Below are 21,405 nucleotides of genomic sequence, written 5' to 3'. Positions count from 1 at the left end.
CCGTCCCGTTACCGTACTGGTAACACGCGCGTAGCCCGCCGCGGCGCGGAAGCATCCCACCGGGCGGCACGCGCCGGGGATTGGGATGGGTTGGTGAGCCATGGCAGGATCACCACAGTCCGACGGCCGAATGCCGGAGGTGAGGTTCCTGACCGTCGCCGAGGTGGCGACGCTCATGCGGGTGTCGAAGATGACGGTCTACCGGCTCGTGCACTCCGGCGAGCTGACGGCGGTCCGGGTGGGTCGGTCGTTCCGGGTGCCGGAGCACGCCGTGCACGAGTACCTGCGCGGCGCCTTTCAGGAGACCGCCTGACGGCTGAGCAGGTGTCGGGTCGCTGACCGGGGGCTGGCGGCCCGGCCCGGCGACGCCCTGGACACCGTCGGGGACCCGGTGCGGTGGCGGCCTTCCGTACGTCCCGGGAGGCTTGCCCAGGGGGCGCGTTCGGCGCCCTGATGGCCGAGGGCTAGTCTGGAACGCGGCCGTGGCCACGTGCCGGTGTGTGTGACTGCCCACCGTGCCGGTCCGGTCCGTTGTCCAGCTCGGTTACCGGCTGCACCCGAGGGTGCCTCCGGTCCGTCCAGCACGTCGCACCAGAAGGGCTGTCGTATGGGCTCGGTGGTCAAGAAGCGCCGCAAGCGTATGGCCAAGAAGAAGCACCGCAAGCTGCTGCGCAAGACCCGCGTCCAGCGTCGCCGTCTCGGTAAGTGACCCTGGCCGGGCGCAGGCCCGGCCAGCGGTGACGCCGGTCACCTGTCGACCTTCGGAGGCCCACGTGACGACGTCGCGGCGGTCCGGGCCCGGCCCGGGTCGGTCCGTGCGGAGCGCGAGGTGACCCCCGGTAGCACCCCTGGTGCTCCGGGGGTGGTCGTGGTGACCGGGGTCAGTCGTTTCCTCGGCGCGCACGTCGCGGCCCGGCTCGTCGCCGATGACCGGATAGACCGGGTCATCGGCCTCGACGCGCACGACCCGGCGCCCGAGTTCGCCCCGCTGCTCGACGGCGTGGAACGGGTCCGGGCCGACGCGGGCGCGGCGAGCACCGTGATCGACGAGTTGGGTGCCGACGCCGTCGTACACCTCGCCCTGGTCACCGCGGCAGACCCGCAGCAGGGCGGCCGGGCGGCGATGAAAGAGCAGAACGTCATCGGCACGATGCAGCTGCTCGCCGCCTGCCAACGGGCGCCCCGGCTGCGGAAGCTGGTCGTCCGGTCGTCGACCGCCGCCTACGGGGCGTCGTTCCGCGACCCGGCCGTCTTCACCGAGGACACCGAACCCCAGGCGGTACCGCGCGGGGGATTCGCCCGGGACATCCTTGACATCGAGGGGTACGTCCGCGGGTTCCGGCGCCGTCGCCCCGACGTCACCGCCACGGTGCTGCGGTTCGCGCCGTTCATCGGGTCGATGGCGAACACGACCCTCACCCGCTACTTCGCCCAGCCCTTCGTGCCGACCGTGCTCGGGCGTGATCCACGGTTGCAGTTCGTGCACGTCGACGACGTCCTGGAGGTCCTGCACCGGTCGGTGGTGGAGGAGCATCCGGGGACGTACAACGTGGCGGGTCCCGGGGTGCTCGCCCTCTCCCAGGCGATCCGTCGGGCCGGTCGGGTCGCCGTACCGGTGCTGGAGCCGGGGCTGTCCGGCGCGGCCGGACTCGCCCGGGTGCTGGGCTTCGGAGGCTACGGCCTCGACCAGGTCGACCTGTTCGTGCACGGCAGGGTGGTCGACACCACCAGACTGATCAGCGAGTACGCCTTCACCCCGCGCTCCACCGCCGCCGCGTTCGACGACTTCATCTCCAGCCACGGCGACGGAACGGTGCTCGGTCCGGAGCAGCTACGGCGGGCCGAGCAGGCGATCATGGACGGGATCCGGCACACCCGGGCCAGGGTCCGGGACCGGATCGGTCAACTCGGTGCGATCGAGGATCGCGGCGCCGCGCAGCGGAGCGAGGCGGAACATGACTGACGATGCCACCGGTGGCGGTCGGAACGCGGCGAACGGGGTCGGACGGCTCGGCGTACCGCCGGGGGACGACGGCGCGGACCTGGACCGGCCGGCGCGGCGCAACGGACACGTGCCGGGGCCGGTGGAGCCGGCGGTGGCCGATCGGCCGGGCGACGTCTGGGACCGGCGGGTCGCGGCCGGGCTGGCGTTCCTGCGTCGGCGGCTCTCCGGCCAGTACGAGGTCGACGAGTTCGGGTTCGACCCCGAGCTGACCGAACAGGTCTTCCATCCGGTGCTGCGGCGGCTCTACCGCGACTGGTTCCGGACCGAGGTCTTCGGCGTGGAGAACCTGCCGGTCGACGGCGCCGGACTGGTGGTCGGCAACCACTCCGGAACGGTCGCGATGGACGCGATGGTGCTCTCGGCGGTGCTGCACGACCGGCACCCCCGGCACCGCTTCCTACGCCTGCTCGGTGCGGACCTGGTCTTCCGGATGCCGGTGGTCTCCGAGCTGGTCCGCAAGAGCGGCGGCACGGTCGCCTGCAACCCCGACGCGGAGCGCCTGCTGGGCCGGGGTGAACTGGTCGGCGTCTTCCCCGAGGGGTTCAAGGGCGTCGGCAAGCTCTACGCCGACCGCTACAAGCTGCAACGCTTCGGCCGGGGCGGATTCGTCTCCGCCGCGCTGCGCACCGGTACGCCGATCATCCCGGTGGCGATCGTCGGCGCCGAGGAGACGTACCCGATGCTCGCGGACGTCAAGCCGCTGGCCCGGCTGCTCAAGCTGCCGTACTTCCCGCTGACGCCCACCTTCCCGTGGCTGGGGCCGCTCGGAGCGGTGCCGCTGCCGAGCAAGTGGCTGATCAAGTTCTGCCCGCCGATCCCGACCGACCATCTCGTCGACTCCGCCGACGATCCGCTGGTCGTCTTCAACCTGGCCGACCAGGTGCGGGAGACCATCCAGCAGACCCTGCACCAGTTGCTGGAGCAGCGGCCCGATCCGTTCGGTCCCTGACCCCCGGGACCGCCACCCGCCGCCAGCGCGGGTTCAGCGCAGGCTGCGGAGGTCGACGGCCTGCCAGCCGGTCGTCTCGGTCTCGCCGGTCGACCACCAGAGAACGCCGTCCCGGCACAGCACCATCCCGACGCCCTCGGCGACGACCACGGTCCGGCGCTCGCGCAGGTCGTGCAGCAGCAACCGCTGGGTGCCGGCGGCGGCGCGCTCGGCGTCGGCGAGCGAGAGAACCTCGAAGCGGTCCAGGGCCCCGACGTCGATCACCGAGGCACTGGCCGTTCCATCGGCGACCTGCCGGCGATCGGTGCCGTCGGGGCGCATCAGCTCGATCCGGCTGGGACCGCTGCCGGACATCGCCAGCACCCGGCACCAGGCCGGACTACAAGTGATCAACTCGGACTCGGACGCCCCGACGTCGACAACCGTCCGGGCGTCGAGGTTGCGCAGCTGGACCGGCCCGCTCTCGCCACTGCCGGCGCTGACCAGCCACGGTAGGGCCGACATCGCCCAGGCCCCCGGTTCGGTCCGTACCTCGACCGGCCCACCGCGCAGGGCCACCGAACGGATCTCGGTCGCCGTCTCCTCGCCCGGCGCCACCGAGGCCCAGCGCAGCCGGCCCCTGTCGAGCACCATGTCGTACGCGGAGTTGAAGAAGATCACCTCACCGGTGTCGGTGGTGAGCCGGCGGGCCGGTTGCCCCGAGCGCAGGTTGACGGTCCACATCTCGGTGCGGGCCCGGCCCTGCCGGTCCTCGGTCGACTCGGCCCAGGCGATGTCGTCGCCGGACCGGGTGAGGCCGGAGTACTGGGGTGCGCGGTCGACCGGCAGCCGCCGCAGTTCCCGGACCGCCCCGTCCACGGACCGGAGTACGAGGCGCAGCCGGGTCCCGTCCGGGCTGGGCGCGGTGCCGAGCGATTCCCGCAGGTCGAAGAAGAGCATCGGGGTGTACGCCGACCCGTCGGCCAGGCCGACCGGCAGGTCCGTCCGTTCGGCGTCCGGCCAGGCCTGCGCGATGGTGGTCAGCTCGGACGCGACGGCGGGCTGCCTTCCGGTGGCGGGCGGCAGTGCGATCAGGGCCAGGGCGCCGGTCAGCGCGACGACCAGCCCGACCAGCCGGGACCGCTGGGCGCGGACGAGCCGGGCCTGGATCCGGGGCCGGAGACCGGCGATCGTCACCTGGTCTGCCAGCGTCGCCGCATGGCCAGGCCGGCGGTCACCGCGCCGGCCAGCACACCGGCGGCGACGGTCGACGGTACGGCGATCCTGGCCGCCTTCCGGCCGGTCCGGAAGTCGTACACCGACCAGCCACGGTCCCGGGCGACCCGGCACAGGGCGCTGTCCGGGTTGATCGCGACCGCCCGTCCGACGGCGGACAACATCGGAAGATCGTTGGCCGAGTCGCTGTACGCGGCGCACCGGTCGAGGTCGAGTCCTTCCACCGCGGCGAGCTGCACCACCGCGTCCGCCTTGGCCGGCCCGTGCATCAGGTCGCCGACGAGGCGGCCGGTGTAGGCGCCGTCGCGGATCTCGGCGACCGTGCCGATCGCGCCGGTGAGCCCGAGACGGATCGCGATGACCCGGCCGATCTCGACCGGGGCGGCGGTGACCAGCCACACCCGCTGCCCGGCGTCCAGGTGCTGCTGGGCGAGCGCCCGGGTACCGGCCCAGATCCTCGGGGCCATCAACTCGTCGAAGATCTCCTCGGTGAGTCGTTCGACGTCCTCGACCCGCCAACCGGCCACGAACGCCAGCGCCGCCTCCTTGGCCTGCGACATGTTGCCGGCATGCTCGGTGGCGAGTACCCGGAACCGCAGCTGCTGCCAGGCGAACCGGACCAGGTCGGAGGTGGTGAAGTAGTTCCGGGACGCCAGTCCGCGCGCGAACCAGTAGATGGAGGCGCCCCGCATCACCGTGTTGTCCACGTCGAAGAAGCCGGCGGCGCGGTCGTCGGCGGAACCGACCGGTACGGGCAGCGTGGTGTCCAGCCCCGACGCCGCCCAGCCTGCGGTGTGGCCGTGTTCGTCGGTGCTGACCGTCACCTTGCGGGTGCGGACCACGCGGGGACCCCCTCGCTCATGCGTACTCACAGCGAGGGTAGCTCCAGTGGCGGGGGCGCACCTGGCGTCCGGGCCGACCGGTGGTCCGGACCTGGTGGCGGTCGTACCGCCGGGACGGGTCAGCCGCCGGAGCGGTGCGCCGGGTCCGCGGGCCTGTCCCGGACGGCCGGCTGTTCCTGGGTCGGCGAGGGGACGGGCGTGCGGGTCGGGGTCGCGCGCTCCGTGGTCCGGGGCGGCTCACTCTGGCTACGGTCGCTGGCATCCTCCTCCGGAGGTGCCTGCGGGGAGGGGTCCACCGAGTCCCGACCGAGCGGGCAGGCGCGGGGCAGCGGCCCGATCAGGTCGGCCCGGCCGGTGGCACCGGCGCCGCAGGCCAGGGCGTCGCGGAGCCCGTTCGACCGGCGTTGCACGGAGTCGAGCAGGTTGACCGAGTCGTCGGCCCGCTCGCGGGTGGCCCGGGTGGTGCCCTCGAACAGCCTGGCGACCTGGGGACGCTGCTGGCGGACGAAGGCGTCGACGGCGTCGAGCGCGGCCGGGTCCCGGCGCTGGACCGCCGCGGTGGTGAGCAGCTTGATGCCCTGCTGGGTGTCGGCGTCCATGTCGTCGAGGACGGCGGAGAAGCCGTAGCTCTGGCCGCCGACCGCGACCGCTTCGGCGAGCCGGGTGCGGGCGAAGTCGAGGAAGAGCTGGCCCCGGCTGAGGTCGGAGCTGGCGAGGGCCAGTTGGGCCCGTTCGGTGTGCCGCTTCATGCCGTACAGCGCGTCGCCGGGGACGGCGTTCTCGCTGGCGGCGGACATCCCGGAGACGGCGATCGCGCCGATGGCGACCCCGATCACGATCGCGCCGCGGGCCCTGGCTCGGGTCCGGGTGCCGGGATCACGGAGCGCGGGTCGGCCGACGGCGCGTCCGGTCCGCGCTGCCGCGGGTCGGTCGGTGCCGTCGGCTATCGGATCGGCGGTGGTGGTGGCGGTGGCGGTGGCGCCGATCCCCTCGCGTTCGGCGGTGGCGACCAGCATGGCCCGCAGGCCGGCCCGGAAGTCGGGATCGACCTCGACGGTGGAGCGGACGTCCTGGAGCCGTTGCCCGATCGCCACAGGTTTGGCGAGGTCGGTGTCGACTCGGGTCCGGATGTGGTGGCGACGGGCCCCGTTCGCTTCGTCGAGTAGTTGCGCGAAGCGCTCGGCGCGCTGGCGGTAGAACGTTTTCCAATTCACCGCCGACACCTCCCTTCGCTGGTCGCGACGCCGCGGTCGACGTCGTCGCCGTCGGGGTGCGACGGTGGCTGACGCAGGATCAGGCTGCGGCATCCGCAGCCGGATCAACGATCCGACCAACCGACCGGCCGGAGGGAACCCGGGGCAACTACCGGTCGCACCGGGACAAACGGTCGGCGGGGGCGACCGGTTACGGGCATCGGCGGGTGGATACTACGAAGAGTGAGGAGTGTCACCCGGCCGCTCCGGTGGCCGTGGGAGCGCTTCACGGTTGGAAGCCGTCCGGCAGGAGCCGGGCCAGGGCCCGGACCGCGCGGTACTGCAACGCCTTGATCGCACCTTCGTTCTTGCCCATCGCCCGAGCGGTCTCCGCCACCGAGAAACCCTGTAGAAATCGCAGAACGATGCACTCCTGCTGCTCGGGGTTGAGCTGTTTGACGGCGGTCAGCAAGGCGACATTCGTGATGTGCTCGACGACGGCCGCCTCCGGACTCCCCTCGGGCCCACGATCCTCGCGGTCCGCATCCAGAACGTCACCCGTAGTAACTTCCAGGCGGTAGCGGCCGGACTTGAAGTGGTCCGCGACCAGGTTCCGGGCGATGGTGACCAGCCAGGCGCCCAGATCGCGGCCCTGCCAGGTGAAGCTGCCGATCCGCTTCAGCGCCCGGAGGAAGGTGTCCGAGGTCAGGTCCTCGGCGAGTTGCCGGTTGCCGACCCGGAAGTAGACGAACCGGAAGACGGTGTCCACGTACCGGTCGTAGATCAGCCCGAACGCCTCGGGCTCGCCCGCCTGCGCCCGCTCGACCAGCGCCCAGACCTCCCGGGCCGGATCCGACGGGTCGGGCCGGTCGGGATAGCCGGTCGGAGATCCGCCGCCGGAACCGGTCGACTCTTCGGTGGCCGGTACGACCGGCAGGATCGCCGTCTCGGTGTCCGGACTGTCCGGCCGGGGCCCGGTCTCGGTCGGCGCCGGCCCGGACCCCGACTGGGCCGGCATGGCCGGCCGGGTGGGGCTCGCCACCCGGCCCCCGACCGGTCTGGCGTTGCCGCCCGGGGTGTTCTGCCGGGTCGGCGTCTCGTTCGGATGTGGACGGTTCCGGGTACGCTTCGAGCCGCCGTCGCCCCGCACCGCCAGGCTCAGCATGTCGTCCATGGACGCGCGGACGTCGCCCATGGACGTGCGGAGCTGGTTCAGACCCTCGGTGAGGGCGAAGCGGGCGTTGCGGACCTGGCCACGGGCCGTTCCGTCAACATATCCGTATGTGCTCACTGGACCTCCCCGGCCGGCCGGGGCCGCGGGGCCGGTTGCCGGGGCCCGCCCGCGGTGGTGGCGGTACCCCCGCCGGGATCGGTGCGATCCGATACGACGGTTCCGGGGTGCGCCGTACGACGGCACACGCCCCACAGCTGCTGGTGCAGTGCTCTGACAGGCACGGCGGCCTCCTCGGGCTGAGGGGTGTCGACTCACGTCAAAAGGGGTGAGCCGACCCGAGTGATGATAGGGCCAACGTCACCCTTACGCGGCAAGTCCGTTACACAGAGCCAAAGTATTTCCCGAAAGACACCCGTTAGGGCGCACCGCTTGTGCGTTGTCAGATCCCGGACAGTGCTACGACAGGCGTCCTGAGCAGGGAAAACGTCCAAAAACGCCAGATGGCGGCACGCCTTGGGCGTGCCGCTGTATATGTGCTAATGGAGAGCCACCCGGTCCTGTGGCTGGTATCGCGAAACCCGTTACGGTCTCGTGGACGGTACCCCGGCACCGCCTCGAAGTCGAGAAAATCCCGCGAGGCCGTCCGGTCCGCTGTGGTCCGTGCCGTGAGTCCGGGGTGGTCGGATGTGCGACCGTTGGAACGGCGGGTGGTACGAGCACCCGGCCGTCGCGCCACTGTGTCAGACTCAGCGACCGTGCAGGATGGAGCGAGCACCCCGGCCCAGCCGCCCGCCGTGACCCTCGCCGACCGGGTACGCCTGGCCGCCACCACCAGAGGTGGCCAAACCGCCCTCGTCTGGCCGGACGGCACGATGGACTGGGCCGAACTGGATCGGGCGGTGGACCGGGTCGCCGACGCGCTCCGCCGCCGCGCCCCCGGACCGAGCGCCGGACATCCGGCCCGGATCGCCATCGCGTTGGCCAACTCGCCCGACTTCGCGGTCGCGTTCTTCGGCATCCAACGGGCCGGGCTGGTCGCCGTACCGGTGAATCCGGCGCTGACCGGTCCGGAGCTGCGGCACATCCTGGCGGACTCCGGGGCGGCGATACTGATCTGTACCGAGCAGGTCCGGGCGACGATCGCCGGGATCGCCGCCGAGCTTCCGGCGCTGGTAGAGGTGCACACCACGCTGCCGACCGCCCCGGATCCGGCGAGCGGGTCGACGCGGGTGCCGGCCGAACCGGCCGACCCACCGATCGGGACGGATGCGGAGGCGGTGGCGGTACTGCTCTACACCTCCGGCACCACCGGGGCGCCCAAGGGCGCGATGCTCTCCCACCGGGCGCTGCTGGCCAACCACGAGCAGATCGACCGGATCGAGCCGTCGGTGGTGGGGCCGGACGACCGGGTGCTGCTCGCCCTTCCGCTGTTCCACGCGTACGGGTTGAACGCCGGGCTGGGCGCGGTGGCGTACCACGGGGCGTGTGGTGTGCTCGTCGACCGGTTCGACGCGGACGCCGTACTGGCGGTGGTGGCGGGGCAGCGGGTGAGCGTGCTGGTCGGCGTACCGTCGATGTTCCTCGGTTGGGTTCTGCTGCCCGACGCCCCGGCGGCGGCCGGTGTGCCCGTCGGATCGGCGCTGCGCACGGCCATGGCGTCGGTACGGGTCGCCATCTGCGGCGCCGCCCCGCTGGCCGTCGGCGGCGCGGCCCGGTTCGCCGAGGCGACCGGCCGGCAGATCCAGGTCGGTTACGGGCTGACCGAGACCGCCCCGGTGCTGACGTCCACGTTGGCCGGTCCGGCGGCGAAGCCGGGCTCGATCGGCCGACCGATTCCCGGCGTCGAACTGCGGCTCGTCGGGCGCGACGACGAGGTTCTCTGGCGGGACGGCTCCACCGTTGACCCGGGCGACAATGGGGACAATGAGGACGATGGCGATGAACTCGACCTGGAGTTCTCCTCGCCCGGCACCGACCCGGGCGAAATCGTCGTTCGTGGCGCCAACCTCTTCTCCGGTTACTGGCCGGACGGGCAAGACGGCCCGGACGCCGACGGCTGGTGGCGGACCGGCGACATCGCCTACGCCGACGTCGACTCCGATCTCTTCCTGGTCGACCGGCTCGGCGAGCTGATCCTGGTCAACGGGTTCAACGTGTACCCGCAGGAGGTCGAGCGGGTGCTGGGCGGCCATCCCGAGGTGGCCGAGTCGGCGGTGCTCGGCGTACCGCACCCGCTGGCCGGCGAGGCGGTCGTCGCGTACGTCGTCAGGGCCCCCGGCGGCACGGTCTCGGCCGCCGACCTGTCCCGGCACTGCGCAGCCAGCCTGGCCAGGTTCAAGTGCCCGAGCAGGATAGAGTTCGTCGAGTCCCTGCCGCTCTCCGCGATCGGCCGGGTGCGCAGGTCGATACTTCGGAAGTCGGGGGGCAGTGGTGACGAGTGAGCCGAGGCTGACCCTGATCACCCGGCCCGGCTGCCACCTCTGTGACGTGGCCAAGGAGGCCGTCGACCGGGTGGCGGCGGTCACCGGGGACCGGTGGACCGAGGTCGACGTCACCGGCGACCTCGAACTGGAGCGGGAGTACGGTGACCGGCTGCCGGTCGTGCTGCTCGACGGCCGCGAGCACGGTTACTGGCGGGTCGAGGAGGACCGGCTGCTGCGGGACCTGTCCGCAGCACGCGACTGAGCCGCCGCGTATCGTGCTCGAATGCGCGACCACCTGGTATGGGACTGGAACGGCACCCTGCTCAACGACCTGAGCCTGGTTGTCTCCTCCACCAACGTGGCCCTGGCCGGTGCCGGCGGGCCGGCGGTGACGGCCGAGGAGCACCGGACGCAGTTCCGCCGTCCGATCGCGGACTACTACGCCGAAGTGCTCGGCCGGGTGCTGGACGCCGAGGAGTTCGGCCGGCTCGACAAGCTCTTCCACGACGCGTACCGGGTCGGGCTGGCGAGCTGCGAGCTGGCGGCCGACGCCGTCACCGCGATCCGGTCCTGGACCGGCTCCCAGTCGCTGCTGTCGATGTGGTTCCACGACGAGCTGGTCCCGGCGGTCGACAGGTACGGCCTGACCACCATGTTCCGTCGGGTCGACGGGCTACGGGGCACGGTGGGTGGCGAACGGAAGGCGGAGCACCTGGCCCGGCACCTGACGGCGTTCGGCGTCGAGGGCCCGACGACGGTCCTGATCGGTGACTCGATCGACGACGCCGAGGCCGCCGACTCGGTGGGTGCCCGATGTGTCCTCTACACCGGTGGTTTCACCGATTCGGCCCGGCTGCGCGCCAGCGGCTGGCCGGTGGCCGACTCGCTCACCGAGGCCGTCGAACTGGCCGCGAAACTGGACTGAGCGGTCGGCCGGGTCAGCCGCGCAGCTAGGCGAGCGGGTCAGCCGCGCAGATAGGCGAGCACCGCCAGCACCCGCCGGTGCTGTTCCTCGTCCGGCGGCAGTTGGAGCTTGGTGAAGATGTTCCGGACGTGCTTCTCCACGGCGCCGTCGCTGACCACCAGGGCGCGGGCGATGGCGGTGTTGGACCTGCCCTCGGCCATCAGCGAGAGCACCTCCCGCTCACGTGGGGTCAGCTCGCGCAGCGGGTCGTCGCGGCGCCGCCGGACCAGCAGTTGGCCGACGACCTCGGGATCGAGCACCGTGCCCCCGGTGGCGACCCGGCGTACCGCGTCGAGGAACTCGTCGATCGCCGCCACCCGGTCCTTGAGCAGGTAGCCGATGCCACCCCCACCGGCGCCGCCGGAGGGCTTGACCGTGGCGAGCAGGTCGTCGGCGTACGACACCTCGACGTACTGCGAGAGCACCAGGATCGGGGTGCGGGGCACCCGCTGCCGGGCCTCCACCGCCGCCCGCAGCCCCTCGTCGGTGTGTGACGGCGGCATCCGTACGTCCACGATCGAAACGTCCGGGCGGTGGGTGACGATGGCCTCGACCAGCGACGTACCGTCACCGACCGCCGCCACCACGTCGTGGCCGTGCTCGGTCAGCAGGCGGACCAGGCCCTCCCGGAGGAGGACCGCGTCGTCGGCGATCACTACACGCATGCTGCTGTCTACCATCCCGGGATCGTCCACGGGTCGGGGGTATGCCGTGGGCACCACCTGACCGGGGCCGCCGACTAGCCGGACGGTTCCGGGGGCGGGTGGGGTCGGGCCGGTCCACTCACCCCACGGTATCGGTTCGGCCCTGCCTACCGGCGCGGATCGGTGCCGCTCGGTCCAGGAGACGGGCTCGGTCCAGGAGGCGGGCTCGGTCCACGAGATGGGCTCGGTCCAGGAGATCGGGTGGGTCCGGCCACTGGCGGCGGCGTGCCGGGTCGGCTCGGTCGGGCCGGCCAGCTCGACCCAGCTCGCCAGCTCGGCCCGGTAGGTCAACTCCGCGCGGTAGGTCGGGCTCAGCACGGCAGGTCGGCCCTGATCTCGGTCGGCCCGCCGGGCGGGCTGAGCACGCTGAGGGTGCCGTCGTTGGCTCGTACCCGGTCGGCCAGACCGGCCAGGCCGTGCCCCTTGGACAGGTGCGCGCCGCCCTCGCCGTCGTCGATCACCACGATCCGCAGCGTCCGGTCGGCGCGGGTGACGGTGAGCCAGCACTCGGTGGCCCGGCTGTGCTTGGCGACGTTGGTGAGGGCCTCGGCCACCACGAAGTAGGCAGTGCTCTCCACCGCCGGGTCGGGGCGGCCGTCCCGGGTTCCGAGTTGCGGGTCGACGGTGAGGTCGATCGGGATCAACCCACGGCCGGCGAGGGCCGCGAGGGCGCTGGGCAGCCCCCGGTCGACCAGGATCGGTGGCGCGATGCCCCGGGAGAGAGCGCGCAGCTCGGCGAGGGTGTCCCGGGTCTGGGTGAGGGCCTCGTCGAGGGTCCTCCGGGCCGCGTCCGGATCCGAGGCGAGCTGCTGCTGGGCCCGGCTGAGGTCCATGGCGAGCCGGACCAGCCGCTGCTGCGGCCCGTCGTGGATGTCCCGCTCCAGCCGGCGCAGTGCGGTGGCCTCCGCGGAGACGGCGGCCCGCTTCTGCTCCTCCAGTACGGTGATCCGGTTGCGCATCTCCGCGACCCCGGTGAGCAGCGCCCGGCCGAACGAGGCCTGCATCATGGCGCAGCCCCGCACCACCAGCGGCAGGGTGATCAGGAAGAACAGCCCGAGCGCGGTGTTCAGCCCGATCCGGGCGACCGGGGTGTCGCCGAGCCCGAGCAGCTCGTGCAGCCCCTCGTCGTTCGGGCCGGTCGGCAGGGTCCAGTCGTACGCCCAGTAGAGGGAACCGCCGATGGCGCCGGCCCACCAGACGACGGTGATCACGAACGTGCCGACGGCGATGATCACCTTGAGGACGCCGTGAGCCAGGTCGAGCCAGGACTGGGCGTCGGTGATCGGTACGAAGATCCGCCGCCACGCGCTGGCGCCCGGCTCGACGGTGCGGTAGTTCGGGCGTACCCGGGGCTGCCGGAGCACCGCCGGCATCCGTAGCCGTTCGATGTCGGCGAAGCTGCGGGCCGCGTAGAGGGTCCCGGCGAGGATCGGCAGCCCGGTGACCGTGACCATCATGCCGGCGCTGAGGGAGAACCCGACGATCAGCACGATGAAGCTGGCCAGGGCGAGGGGGAAGCCGAGGAGTATGTAGCCGGAGTCGATGGCGAGTTGGCGCAGGACGCTGCGGCTGGCGCCGACGCCCGGCTCGGCGCCTGCGCCCACGGCGGTGGCGGTGGTGGTCATGTTCTCGACGCTAGGCATCTACGCGGTTGGTCCCCATCCCATCGGCTGGCCTCTTTCGGGTAGGGCTGTCCCCACCAGGGGAGGAGTCCTCGCCCTCGTCGTCGGCGGTCCGCCGGCGGCGGTCCGGGCCGGATGCCGTGCCGGTCCGGCGGCCGGAATCCGGGGCGGGAATTCGGTGGCCGGTTCCGATTGTCGCTGACGAAAGATGACCGGCCCAAACGAAATCCGTGCCGCGCCGAGAATGCTGGCCTGGCGGAAGTGTGCGGCCGAGCGGCGGCGTGTCAGCGGCGAGTTGGCTAGATAAGTCGGACTTGGGCAATAATCGCCGTGACGACTCCGGATGGGTCGCTCACTGATCTTGTAAGTGGAGGCCCAGGTGAGGCGTTATCGCGATCTATCAAGATCGCGATTTGTGCGTGTCTTCACAAGCGCCTACTCTGTTACTCCGACGAGCCCTGCTAGCACAGCCGGTCACAGCGGTCGCGAGCGGGTGTCCCGAAATGACCCGCCGATCCGGTTGGTCGAGGATCGCATGGCACGGAGTCGCATGAGTCAGCACCGCCCCGTAGGCACGCCCGGCCGAGCCGGTGCGGTGCCGGCGCTTCCGGATCTTCCCGAGGCGACGGTCGCCAGGCTCCCGGAATACCTTCGTGCCCTGCACAATCTCGCCGAAACCGGGAACGACACGGTTTCCAGCGAGGAGTTGGCCGCGGCGGCCGGCGTCAACTCGGCCAAGCTGCGCAAGGACCTCTCCCAACTGGGCTCGTACGGCACCCGGGGCGTCGGCTACGACGTCGCGCTGCTGATCGACCAGATCGAGTTCGTGCTCGGGCTCACCCAACGCCGGGCCGTCGCCCTGGTCGGAGTGGGTAATCTCGGTCACGCCCTGGCCGGCTACGCGGGCTTCGTCAGCCGGGGATTCCGGATCGCCGCGCTGTTCGACGCCGATCCCGCCCGGGTGGGCGAGGAGATCAACGGCCTGGTCGTCCAGCACATCGACGAGTTGCCCCGGGTGGCCGCCGAGGAGCGCATCGCGATCGGGGTGATCGCCACTCCGGCGACCGCCGCGCAGAGCGTCGCGGATCAACTCGTCGCCGCCGGGGTCACCAGCATCCTCAACTTCGCGCCGTGCGTACTCGCGGTGCCCGACGGGGTCGACGTGCGCAAGGTCGACCTCGCCATCGAACTGCAGATCCTCTCGTTCCACGAGCATCGCAAGGCGGCGCTGACCGGCCTGCCACCCGCCTCCGGGCCGGGGCTTCCACCCACCGGTGGCGGACTGGCGGCGCCGAACGGCGCGCTCGGCGGCTCGGCGGGAGCGGGTCTGACGGCCCTGCCCGGTGGACTCGCGGCCACCGGCACCACCGAGCCCGCGCCCACCGGATCGCTCCGGTCGACGAATGCGGAGGCGGTCGGATCATGAACCTGCTCGTCGTCGGTGCATCGCATCGCACCGCCCCGGTCGCCACGCTGGAACGGCTGGTCGTCGCCAGCACCGAACTGCCGGAGTTCCTCGAACGCCTGCTCGCCCAGCCGTACGTCGGCGAGGCCGTCGTGGTGTCGTCCTGCAACCGGGTCGAGGTGTACGCCGCCGTCACCGGTTTCCACGGCGGGCTGGGGGACATCTGCGCGGTGCTCGCCAGCCACGCCGGCTGTGCCCCGGCCGAGTTGGCCAACCATCTCTACGTGCACTACGACGGCGCGGCGGTCGAGCACGCCTTCCGGGTCGCCGCCGGGCTCGACTCGATGGTGGTCGGCGAGGCGCAGATCCTCGGCCAGATCCGGGACGCCTACCACGTCGCGGGCGAGGCGGACGCGCCCGGCCGGCTGCTGCACGAGTTGATGCAGCAGGCCCTCCGGGTCGGGAAGCGGGCGCACGCCGAGACCGACATCGACCGGGCGGGCCAGAGCGTCGTCACCGCCGCGCTCGACCTGGCCGCCACGCACCTCGGTGGCGGTATCGAGGGGCGTCCCGTGCTGGTGGTCGGGGCCGGCTCGATGGGCGCGCTGGCCGTGGCCACGCTGTCCCGGCGGGGCGCCGGGCCGGTGGGGGTGAGCAACCGGGGCGCCGATCGTGCCCTGCGGCTGGCCGAGGCGTACGGCGCGACGGCGGTGCCGATCGCCGAACTTCCCAGCGCTCTTTCCACAGTGGACATAGTAGTCGCCGCGACCGCGTCGATCGAGCCGGTACTCACCCGGGAGACGGTCACCCGGGCGCTGCGACAACGCGCGTCCGAGCGGCCGGATCCGCTCGTCCTGCTCGACCTCGCGGTTCCCCGGGACATCGAGCCGAGCATCGCGGAACTGCCCGGCGTGGTGGTGATCGACATGGACGCACTGGCCGCTGCCCAGCCGATCGGCCCGGCCGCCACCGACACCGCCGCCGTCACCCGGATCGTCGGTGCCGAGGTGGAGGCGTTCCTGACCTGGCTGCGCGGTGCGGACGTCGCGCCGACGGTGGCCGCGTTGCGGGCCCGCGCCGACGAGGTGGTCACCGCCGAGCTGCGCCGGCTGTCCCAGCGCCGGCCGGACCTGACCGACGACCAGCGCGCCGAGGTGAGCCACACGGTGCACCGGGTGGTGCAGCGCCTGCTGCACTCGCCGACCGTGCGGGTACGCCAGCTCGCCGCCGAGCCGGGCGGCGACCAGTACGCCGCGCTGCTCCGCGAGCTATTTGATCTTGAGGTGCCGGTCACCTCGCAGGCCGACACCGTGCCGGATCTGGCCGCCGCCGAACTGGCCGCGGTGCCCGGCAACAACCGGATGTCCGGTCTCGCCGGCCTGCCCGGCCTCGGTGAGCTGCCGGGCCTGGGCGGCCAGGGAGACCCTGGCGGCCCCGCGCTGCGCGCCCCGGTGCCCCGACAGCAATCGGGAGGAGAACGGTGAGCGAGCGCAGCGAGCGAATCATCAGGTGGAGCGGGGTGGACTCGTGACCGCACTACGTCTCGGCACTCGGGGGAGTGCCCTGGCGCTCGCGCAGTCCCGGGGAATCGCCGACGCGCTCCGGGCGGCCACCGGCCGCGAGGTCGAGTTGGTGGAGGTGGTGACGGCCGGCGACCGGTCGAGCGCCCCGGTGCACCGGCTGGGCGTCGGAGTGTTCGTCTCGGCGTTGCGGGACGCGCTGGCCGCCAACGAGATCGACTTCGCGGTCCACTCGTACAAGGACCTGCCCACGGCCGGTCAGGCGGGGCTGCACATCGCCGCCGTGCCGCCCCGGGAGGATCCGCGGGACGCGCTGGTCGCCCGGGACGGCCGTACCCTGGCCGAACTGCCGCCCGAGGCCACGGTCGGCACCGGTGCGCTGCGCCGGATCGCCCAGTTGCACGCGCTCGGGCTCCAGCTCACGGTCGTCCCGATCCGGGGCAACGTCGACAGCCGCGTCAAGCGGGTGCTCGGGCCGGAGGCGGATCTCGACGCGGTGGTGCTGGCCCGGGCCGGGCTGGTCCGACTGGGTCGGGCCGACGAGATCACCGAAACCATCGACCCGATGCTGATGCTGCCCGCGCCGGCCCAGGGCGCGCTCGCGGTGGAGTGCCGGGCCGACGATTCTGACCTGGTCGAGCTGCTCTCCGTACTCGATCATGCACCGACCCGGGCCGCGATCACCGCGGAACGGGCGTTCCTCGCCACCCTGGAGGCCGGGTGCAGTGCGCCGGTCGCCGGGTACGCCGAACTCGCCGAGGGCGACGACGGCGATGAGATCTATCTGCGCGGGGCGGTGATCAGCCCGGACGGTTCCCGTGACATCCGGCTGTCCCGCACCGGTACGCCCGCCGAGGCGACGGAGATCGGTAAGGCACTCGCCGCCGAACTCCTCGATCTCGGCGCCGACTCGATCCTCGGCACGCCTACGGAATCCGGCGCGAGGACCCAGCATCTTGGAGCTACAGAATGATCGGCACCCGTAAGCCCGCAGGCCGGATCGCGTTCGTCGGGGCTGGACCCGGCGACCCGGGTCTGCTGACCCGTCGGGCGCATGACGCGCTGGTCGACGCGGACCAGGTCGTGTACGACCGCAGCGTCCCCGAGGCGCTGCTCAACGTCGTCCGCGCCGAGGCGAAGGACGACGCGCAGTTCAGCCCGGCCGAGGGGGCGCCGGGTGACGTGGCCAAGGTGCTGCTCTCGGCGGCCCGGTCCGGCCTGAGCGCCGTGCACCTGGTGGCCGGCGACCCGTTCGGCCACGAGGCCGTCGTCAAGGAGGTGCAGGCGGTGGCGCGTACCGCCGTGCACTTCGAGGTGGTGCCGGGGGTCGGGCAGGCCGAGGGGGTGGCCACCTACGCCGGCGTACCGCTGGCCGGGGTACGGACCGCCGCCGACGTCGACGACGTCACCGCGATGGACTTCGAGGCGCTCGCCGCCGCCGTCAACCGTGGTTCGCTGGCCCTGGCGGTCGACGCCGGTGACCTGGCGGCGGTCCGGGACGGGCTGCTGGCGGTCGGGGTGGACGGCTCGACCGCGGTCGCGGTGACCGGTGACGGCACCGGCGAGACGCAGTACACCACCACCTCGACCGTGGACAGCTTCGTCGCGGCCGCGCTCGGCTTCACCGGCCGGGTGGTGCTCACCCTGGGCACCGGGGTCACCCACCGGGACAAGCTGAGCTGGTGGGAGAACCGCCCGCTGTACGGGTGGAAGGTGCTCGTGCCGCGTACCAAGGAGCAGGCCGGGGTGATGAGCGCCCGACTGCGCGAGTACGGGGCGATCCCGTGCGAGGTGCCGACCATCGCGGTCGAGCCGCCGCGTACCCCGGCCCAGATGGAGCGGGCCGTGAAGGGCCTGGTCGACGGCAGGTACGCCTGGGTGATCTTCACCTCGGTGAACGCCGTCCGCGCGGTCTGGGAGAAGTTCGGCGAGCACGGCCTGGACGCCCGGCACTTCGGTGGCGTCAAGATCGCCTGCATCGGTGAGGCGACCGCCGACGCGGTACGCGCGTTCGGCATCCAGCCGGAGCTGATCCCGGCCGGTGAGCAGTCCTCGGAGGGCCTGCTGGCCGAGTTCTCGCCGCACGACGAGATCCTCGACCCGGTCGGCCGGGTGCTGCTGCCCCGCGCCGACATCGCCACCGAGACGCTGGCCGCCGGGCTGACCGAGCGGGGCTGGGAGGTCGACGACGTGACCGCCTACCGGACCGTCCGGGCGGCGCCGCCGCCGGCCGACATCCGGGACGCGATCAAGTCGGGCGGCTTCGACGCCGTCCTCTTCACCTCCTCCTCGACCGTCCGGAACCTGGTCGGCATCGCCGGCAAGCCGCACGCCCGTACCGTGGTCGCGGTGATCGGCCCGAAGACGGCGGAAACCGCCACCGAGTTCGGTCTGCGGGTGGACGCCCAGCCGGCGCACGCCTCCGTGCCGGACCTGGTGGAGGCGCTGGCGTCGTACGCCGTCGAACTGCGGGAGAAGTTGGCAGCAATGCCGGCCAAGCAGCGCCGGGGCTCGAAGGTGCAGGGCCCGACCGCGCTGCGCTTCCGGTAGTCGGGCGCCGCCGCCGGCCGGCGTGCGGCATGCTTGGACGTGCGGCAATCGGTTGACGGTCGGCATCAGCGGCCCGTCAGAAGGAGTGATCATGTCCTACCCAGACGTCCGTCCGCGTCGACTGCGGCGGTCCCCGGCGGTCCGCCGACTGGTCGAGGAGACCCGGGTCGCCCCGGCGGAGCTGGTACTGCCGATGTTCGTCAAGGAAGGGCTCGCCGAGCCGAGGCCGATCGCCTCGATGCCGGGCGTGGTGCAGCACTCCCGGGAGTCGCTGCGTAAGGCGGCGGCCGAGGCGGTACACGCCGGGATCGGCGGCATCATGCTGTTCGGGGTGCCGACCGCCAAGGACGAGACCGGCTCCGGCGGGACCGACCCGGACGGCATCCTCAACGTCGCGATCCGGGACGTGATCGCCGAGGTGGGCGACGCCACGGTGGTGATGAGCGACCTGTGCCTGGACGAGTTCACCTCGCACGGGCACTGCGGACTGCTCGCCCCGGACGGCACGGTGGACAACGACGCCACCCTGGCCGCGTACGCCCAGATGGGGATCGCTCAGGCCGAGGCCGGGGCACACATGGTCGGCACGTCCGGGATGATGGACGGGCAGGTCGGCGTGGTCCGTCGGGCGCTGGACGCCGCCGGCCACCCCGACACCGCCATCCTGGCGTACGCGGTGAAGTACGCCTCGTCCTTCTACGGGCCGTTCCGGGAGGCGGTGGAGTCGTCGTTGGAGGGCGACCGGCGCACGTACCAGCAGGACCCGGCCAACCTGCGCGAGTCCCTCCGGGAGGTACGCCTCGACGTCGCCGAGGGGGCCGACCTGGTGATGGTCAAGCCGGCCCTGCCCTACCTCGACGTGCTCGCCGCGGTGCGGGCCGAGGTCGACGTACCGGTCGCCGCCTACCAGATCTCCGGCGAATACTCGATGGTCGAGGCGGCCGCGGCCAATGGCTGGATCGACCGCGACCGCGCCGTGCTGGAGACCCTGACCTCGATCCGCCGGGCCGGCGCCCAGATCATCCTCACCTACTGGGCGGTCGAGGCCGCCCGGATGCTCCGCGACCGCTACTGAACGGTCAGGGTGGAGACCTTCAGCGGCAGCAGATCATCGACCCGGTAGAACCGGTCGTCGGGATCCTCCGGGGTCTGGGTCGTATGGCCGATCCGAAGCGTGTGGTTGTCGGCCCACGCCATCACGTCCTCCCATATGTATACCTGAGCCCCTTCGTCACGGGTGACCCGGACGAGGGTCCTGCCGATCTGTTGGCTGACGCGGACCTCGCCGGTCGCCACGTCGAAGACCGTTACCCTCGTCGATGCCTTCCCGTCCGGCCCGTCGGACGATGTCCGGTCGTGGATCACGGCCAACAGGCGGCCATCGGGGGAGGACCGGGCGTCCACCACCAAGCTGCAACTCGGGATGGACCAGTTTTCCTGTTGCCGCTGATCGCCCAGGCCGGCAACGTGGATGCCACACCGGCTCTGGTCGGCCGGTACGGAGGTGCCCGGCGGGGTGCCGTCCGGGCTCTGCCGCTCCCAGGTGCTGAGGAGTCCGGGGCCGGCGGCCACCGCCAGGAAGGCGGCCTGGTCCGGCGGGAGGGGTGGCACCTGCCTGGGCCGACCCGCGAACGTGCCAGCCGGCATTACCGTTCGCTCGCGTCCGGTGGCCAGGTCGTGCGCCACGATCGTGTCGCCGTTCCGCAGCAGGTACGCCTCCCGTGCCGTCACATCCAGCAGCTCGAGCGGGGTGTCGTCGGGTCCCAGATCGCGGCTGTGTTCGATGCTGCCGTCCGGGCGGAGCACCATCAACCTCCACGGCGGTTGGGTCAGGCCTACCAGCCGGCCGTCGGACAACCCGCGAATGCGTACCAGGTGCTCCGAGAGGGGATGTCTGACCACCGAGCCGTCGAGGTTAATCTCGGTGACCACGAGCGGGGTGCCAACAAGACCGACCTTCCGGCCGTTTTCATAAGACACCAAACCACTTGCCGGGCCGAATAGCAGCCGCTCGGCAGGCGTGGAGGGTCGGACCGTGGCCGCCGAGCGGTCGGCTGGGTTGAGTCGGTCGGTCACCAACGGCACGCCGGCCGCGGTGAGCACGACCAGGCAGGCCACCGAACCGGCCGTCACGGCGGCTCGACGGCGACGCCGGGACCGCCAGCGGCGGCGTACCGCGTCGAGATCACCGCCGTGGGCCGGCGCCGTCGTTGCGGCCCGCCGCACCGCCAAGGCCAGATCCTCTGGTACGTCGTGCATGGTTCAGTCCTCCTCGGTAAGGCCGTCCCGCAGCGCGGTCAGGGCTCGGGCCAGTCGACTCTTGACGGTGCCCTCGGCGACGCCGAGCGCGGACGCGGTCTCTGCGGTGGACATGTCCAGCAGGACCCGGCACACCACGACGGCGCGCTGGGCGAGCGGTAGTTGATCGAGCGTGGCCCGGGCGGCCAGGGCCACCGGATCGGGCCCCCGGGCAGAAGGGTGCCGCTCCTCGTCGGCCGGTGGGCGTTCCCGGTGCAGCTTGCGCCACCAGGAGGTCGCCCAGTTCAGGCCGACCCGGTACGCCCAGCCGGCCGGGTTCTCCATCGTGCGGACCCGCTCCCAGCGGGCGTAGGCCCGGGCCATCGCCTCGTCGGCGGCCTCCCGAGCGAGGTCGGGATTGCCCAGGGTCAGCGCCAACGCCCGGTACACCCGGTCACTGTTCGCCCGGTAGAACGCGTCGAACGGCTCGGCCGCGACGGCGTCGGCCGAGCCGGCGAGGGGCTCGGCGGCTACTAGTTCCATACTCGGTACACGCGAGGGCGTGTCGATCCGTTCCCGCCGGCAGTCGGAATTCCGGCCC

The 21,405-nt window shown here is 72.2% G+C and carries 17 protein-coding genes and 3 pseudogenes; 12 read left to right on the top strand and 8 right to left on the bottom strand.

Translation table 11 applies throughout. The annotated features are described in order from the left end of the window. Positions 1 to 100: 100 nt before the first annotated feature. From ACFP2T_RS03060 to ACFP2T_RS03045, 4 genes and pseudogenes are all read left to right on the top strand, one after another. A complete protein-coding gene (locus ACFP2T_RS03060; protein ID WP_192766757.1) occupies positions 101 to 313 on the top strand; it encodes a helix-turn-helix domain-containing protein in 213 nt (70 codons plus the stop codon). A gap of 294 nt (positions 314 to 607) precedes the next feature. Continuing rightward, entirely contained in the window at positions 608 to 709 is a 102-nt protein-coding gene (locus ACFP2T_RS03055) for a 30S ribosomal protein bS22 (protein WP_007465623.1), read from the top strand. Between the two features lie 120 nt (positions 710 to 829). After that, positions 830 to 1,897: pseudogene (locus ACFP2T_RS03050) on the top strand (NAD-dependent epimerase/dehydratase family protein); the annotation flags it as partial. Between the two features lie 58 nt (positions 1,898 to 1,955). Further along, entirely contained in the window at positions 1,956 to 2,954 is a 999-nt protein-coding gene (locus ACFP2T_RS03045) for a lysophospholipid acyltransferase family protein (protein ID WP_377416953.1), read from the top strand. A gap of 33 nt (positions 2,955 to 2,987) precedes the next feature. Here ACFP2T_RS03045 and ACFP2T_RS03040 read toward each other — a convergent pair whose 3' ends face one another. The 4 genes and pseudogenes from ACFP2T_RS03040 to ACFP2T_RS03025 all read right to left on the bottom strand — a co-directional run bounded on the left by ACFP2T_RS03040 (position 2,988) and on the right by ACFP2T_RS03025 (position 7,399). Continuing rightward, complete coding sequence (locus tag ACFP2T_RS03040) at positions 2,988 to 4,130, bottom strand: hypothetical protein (RefSeq protein ID WP_377416951.1); 1,143 nt, start codon at positions 4,128 to 4,130, stop codon at positions 2,988 to 2,990. Next, positions 4,127 to 5,011, bottom strand: coding sequence for an HAD family hydrolase (locus ACFP2T_RS03035; RefSeq protein ID WP_377416949.1), 885 nt, complete (start codon positions 5,009 to 5,011; stop codon positions 4,127 to 4,129). Before ACFP2T_RS03035 ends, ACFP2T_RS03040 begins: the two co-directional genes overlap by 4 nt. A gap of 311 nt (positions 5,012 to 5,322) precedes the next feature. Beyond that, a pseudogene (locus ACFP2T_RS03030) lies at positions 5,323 to 6,234 on the bottom strand (DUF5667 domain-containing protein); the annotation flags it as partial. A 256-nt stretch (positions 6,235 to 6,490) separates the two neighbouring features. After that, positions 6,491 to 7,399 carry an ECF subfamily RNA polymerase sigma factor, BldN family gene (locus ACFP2T_RS03025; protein ID WP_377417868.1) on the bottom strand — a complete coding sequence of 303 codons (909 nt, stop codon included), beginning with the start codon at positions 7,397 to 7,399 and terminating at the stop codon, positions 6,491 to 6,493. A gap of 734 nt (positions 7,400 to 8,133) precedes the next feature. Between ACFP2T_RS03025 and ACFP2T_RS03020 the strand changes: the two genes are divergently transcribed. Genes ACFP2T_RS03020 through ACFP2T_RS03010 form a run of 3 tightly spaced genes read left to right on the top strand, consistent with a single transcriptional unit; the run spans position 8,134 to position 10,726 of the window. Next, positions 8,134 to 9,819, top strand: a complete 1,686-nt coding sequence (locus ACFP2T_RS03020; protein ID WP_377416947.1) for an AMP-binding protein — start codon at positions 8,134 to 8,136, stop codon at positions 9,817 to 9,819. Continuing rightward, complete coding sequence (locus ACFP2T_RS03015; protein WP_377416945.1) at positions 9,809 to 10,063, top strand: glutaredoxin family protein; 255 nt, start codon at positions 9,809 to 9,811, stop codon at positions 10,061 to 10,063. The genes ACFP2T_RS03020 and ACFP2T_RS03015 overlap by 11 nt, the downstream gene beginning before the upstream one ends. 21 nt (positions 10,064 to 10,084) lie before the next feature. Beyond that, complete coding sequence (locus tag ACFP2T_RS03010) at positions 10,085 to 10,726, top strand: HAD family hydrolase (RefSeq protein WP_377416943.1); 642 nt, start codon at positions 10,085 to 10,087, stop codon at positions 10,724 to 10,726. Positions 10,727 to 10,764: 38 nt separating this feature from the next. Here the strand turns inward: ACFP2T_RS03010 and ACFP2T_RS03005 are convergent, their stop codons facing one another. After that, positions 10,765 to 11,430 (bottom strand): response regulator transcription factor, encoded by a 666-nt coding sequence (locus ACFP2T_RS03005; protein ID WP_377417867.1) that lies wholly within the window; start codon positions 11,428 to 11,430, stop codon positions 10,765 to 10,767. A gap of 350 nt (positions 11,431 to 11,780) precedes the next feature. Then, on the bottom strand, positions 11,781 to 13,094 hold the full coding sequence (locus tag ACFP2T_RS03000) for a sensor histidine kinase (protein WP_377416941.1): 1,314 nt from the start codon (positions 13,092 to 13,094) through the stop codon (positions 11,781 to 11,783). Between the two features lie 547 nt (positions 13,095 to 13,641). Here ACFP2T_RS03000 and ACFP2T_RS02995 point away from each other — a divergent pair. From ACFP2T_RS02995 to hemB, 5 genes and pseudogenes are all read left to right on the top strand, one after another. Next, positions 13,642 to 14,517, top strand: a complete 876-nt coding sequence (locus tag ACFP2T_RS02995; protein ID WP_377416939.1) for a redox-sensing transcriptional repressor Rex — start codon at positions 13,642 to 13,644, stop codon at positions 14,515 to 14,517. Continuing rightward, positions 14,514 to 15,833, top strand: a pseudogene (locus tag ACFP2T_RS02990) (glutamyl-tRNA reductase); the annotation flags it as partial. The gene ACFP2T_RS02995 and the pseudogene ACFP2T_RS02990, both read left to right, overlap by 4 nt. A gap of 190 nt (positions 15,834 to 16,023) precedes the next feature. Continuing rightward, on the top strand, positions 16,024 to 16,989 hold the full coding sequence (hemC, locus tag ACFP2T_RS02985; protein ID WP_377416937.1) for a hydroxymethylbilane synthase: 966 nt from the start codon (positions 16,024 to 16,026) through the stop codon (positions 16,987 to 16,989). Next, positions 16,986 to 18,566 carry a bifunctional uroporphyrinogen-III C-methyltransferase/uroporphyrinogen-III synthase gene (locus ACFP2T_RS02980; RefSeq protein WP_377416935.1) on the top strand — a complete coding sequence of 527 codons (1,581 nt, stop codon included), beginning with the start codon at positions 16,986 to 16,988 and terminating at the stop codon, positions 18,564 to 18,566. Before hemC ends, ACFP2T_RS02980 begins: the two co-directional genes overlap by 4 nt. A gap of 91 nt (positions 18,567 to 18,657) precedes the next feature. After that, positions 18,658 to 19,641: a porphobilinogen synthase gene (gene hemB / locus ACFP2T_RS02975; RefSeq protein WP_377416933.1), complete on the top strand. Its 984-nt coding sequence runs from the start codon at positions 18,658 to 18,660 to the stop codon at positions 19,639 to 19,641. On the opposite strand, the gene ACFP2T_RS02970 is transcribed toward hemB, so the two are convergent. Both ACFP2T_RS02970 and ACFP2T_RS02965 read right to left on the bottom strand, forming a co-directional pair. Then, positions 19,635 to 20,825: a hypothetical protein gene (locus ACFP2T_RS02970; RefSeq protein WP_377416931.1), complete on the bottom strand. Its 1,191-nt coding sequence runs from the start codon at positions 20,823 to 20,825 to the stop codon at positions 19,635 to 19,637. The genes hemB and ACFP2T_RS02970 overlap by 7 nt on opposite strands. A 3-nt stretch (positions 20,826 to 20,828) precedes the next feature. Then, a complete protein-coding gene (locus tag ACFP2T_RS02965; protein WP_377416929.1) occupies positions 20,829 to 21,347 on the bottom strand; it encodes an RNA polymerase sigma factor in 519 nt (172 codons plus the stop codon). Positions 21,348 to 21,405 lie beyond the last annotated feature (58 nt).

The sequence above is a fragment of the Plantactinospora solaniradicis genome (assembly GCF_042658085.1).
Classification (GTDB): domain Bacteria; phylum Actinomycetota; class Actinomycetes; order Mycobacteriales; family Micromonosporaceae; genus Plantactinospora; species Plantactinospora solaniradicis.
The sequence above is the reverse complement of the archived record's forward strand: the minus strand, read 5'-3'. Positions and strand labels throughout refer to the sequence as shown.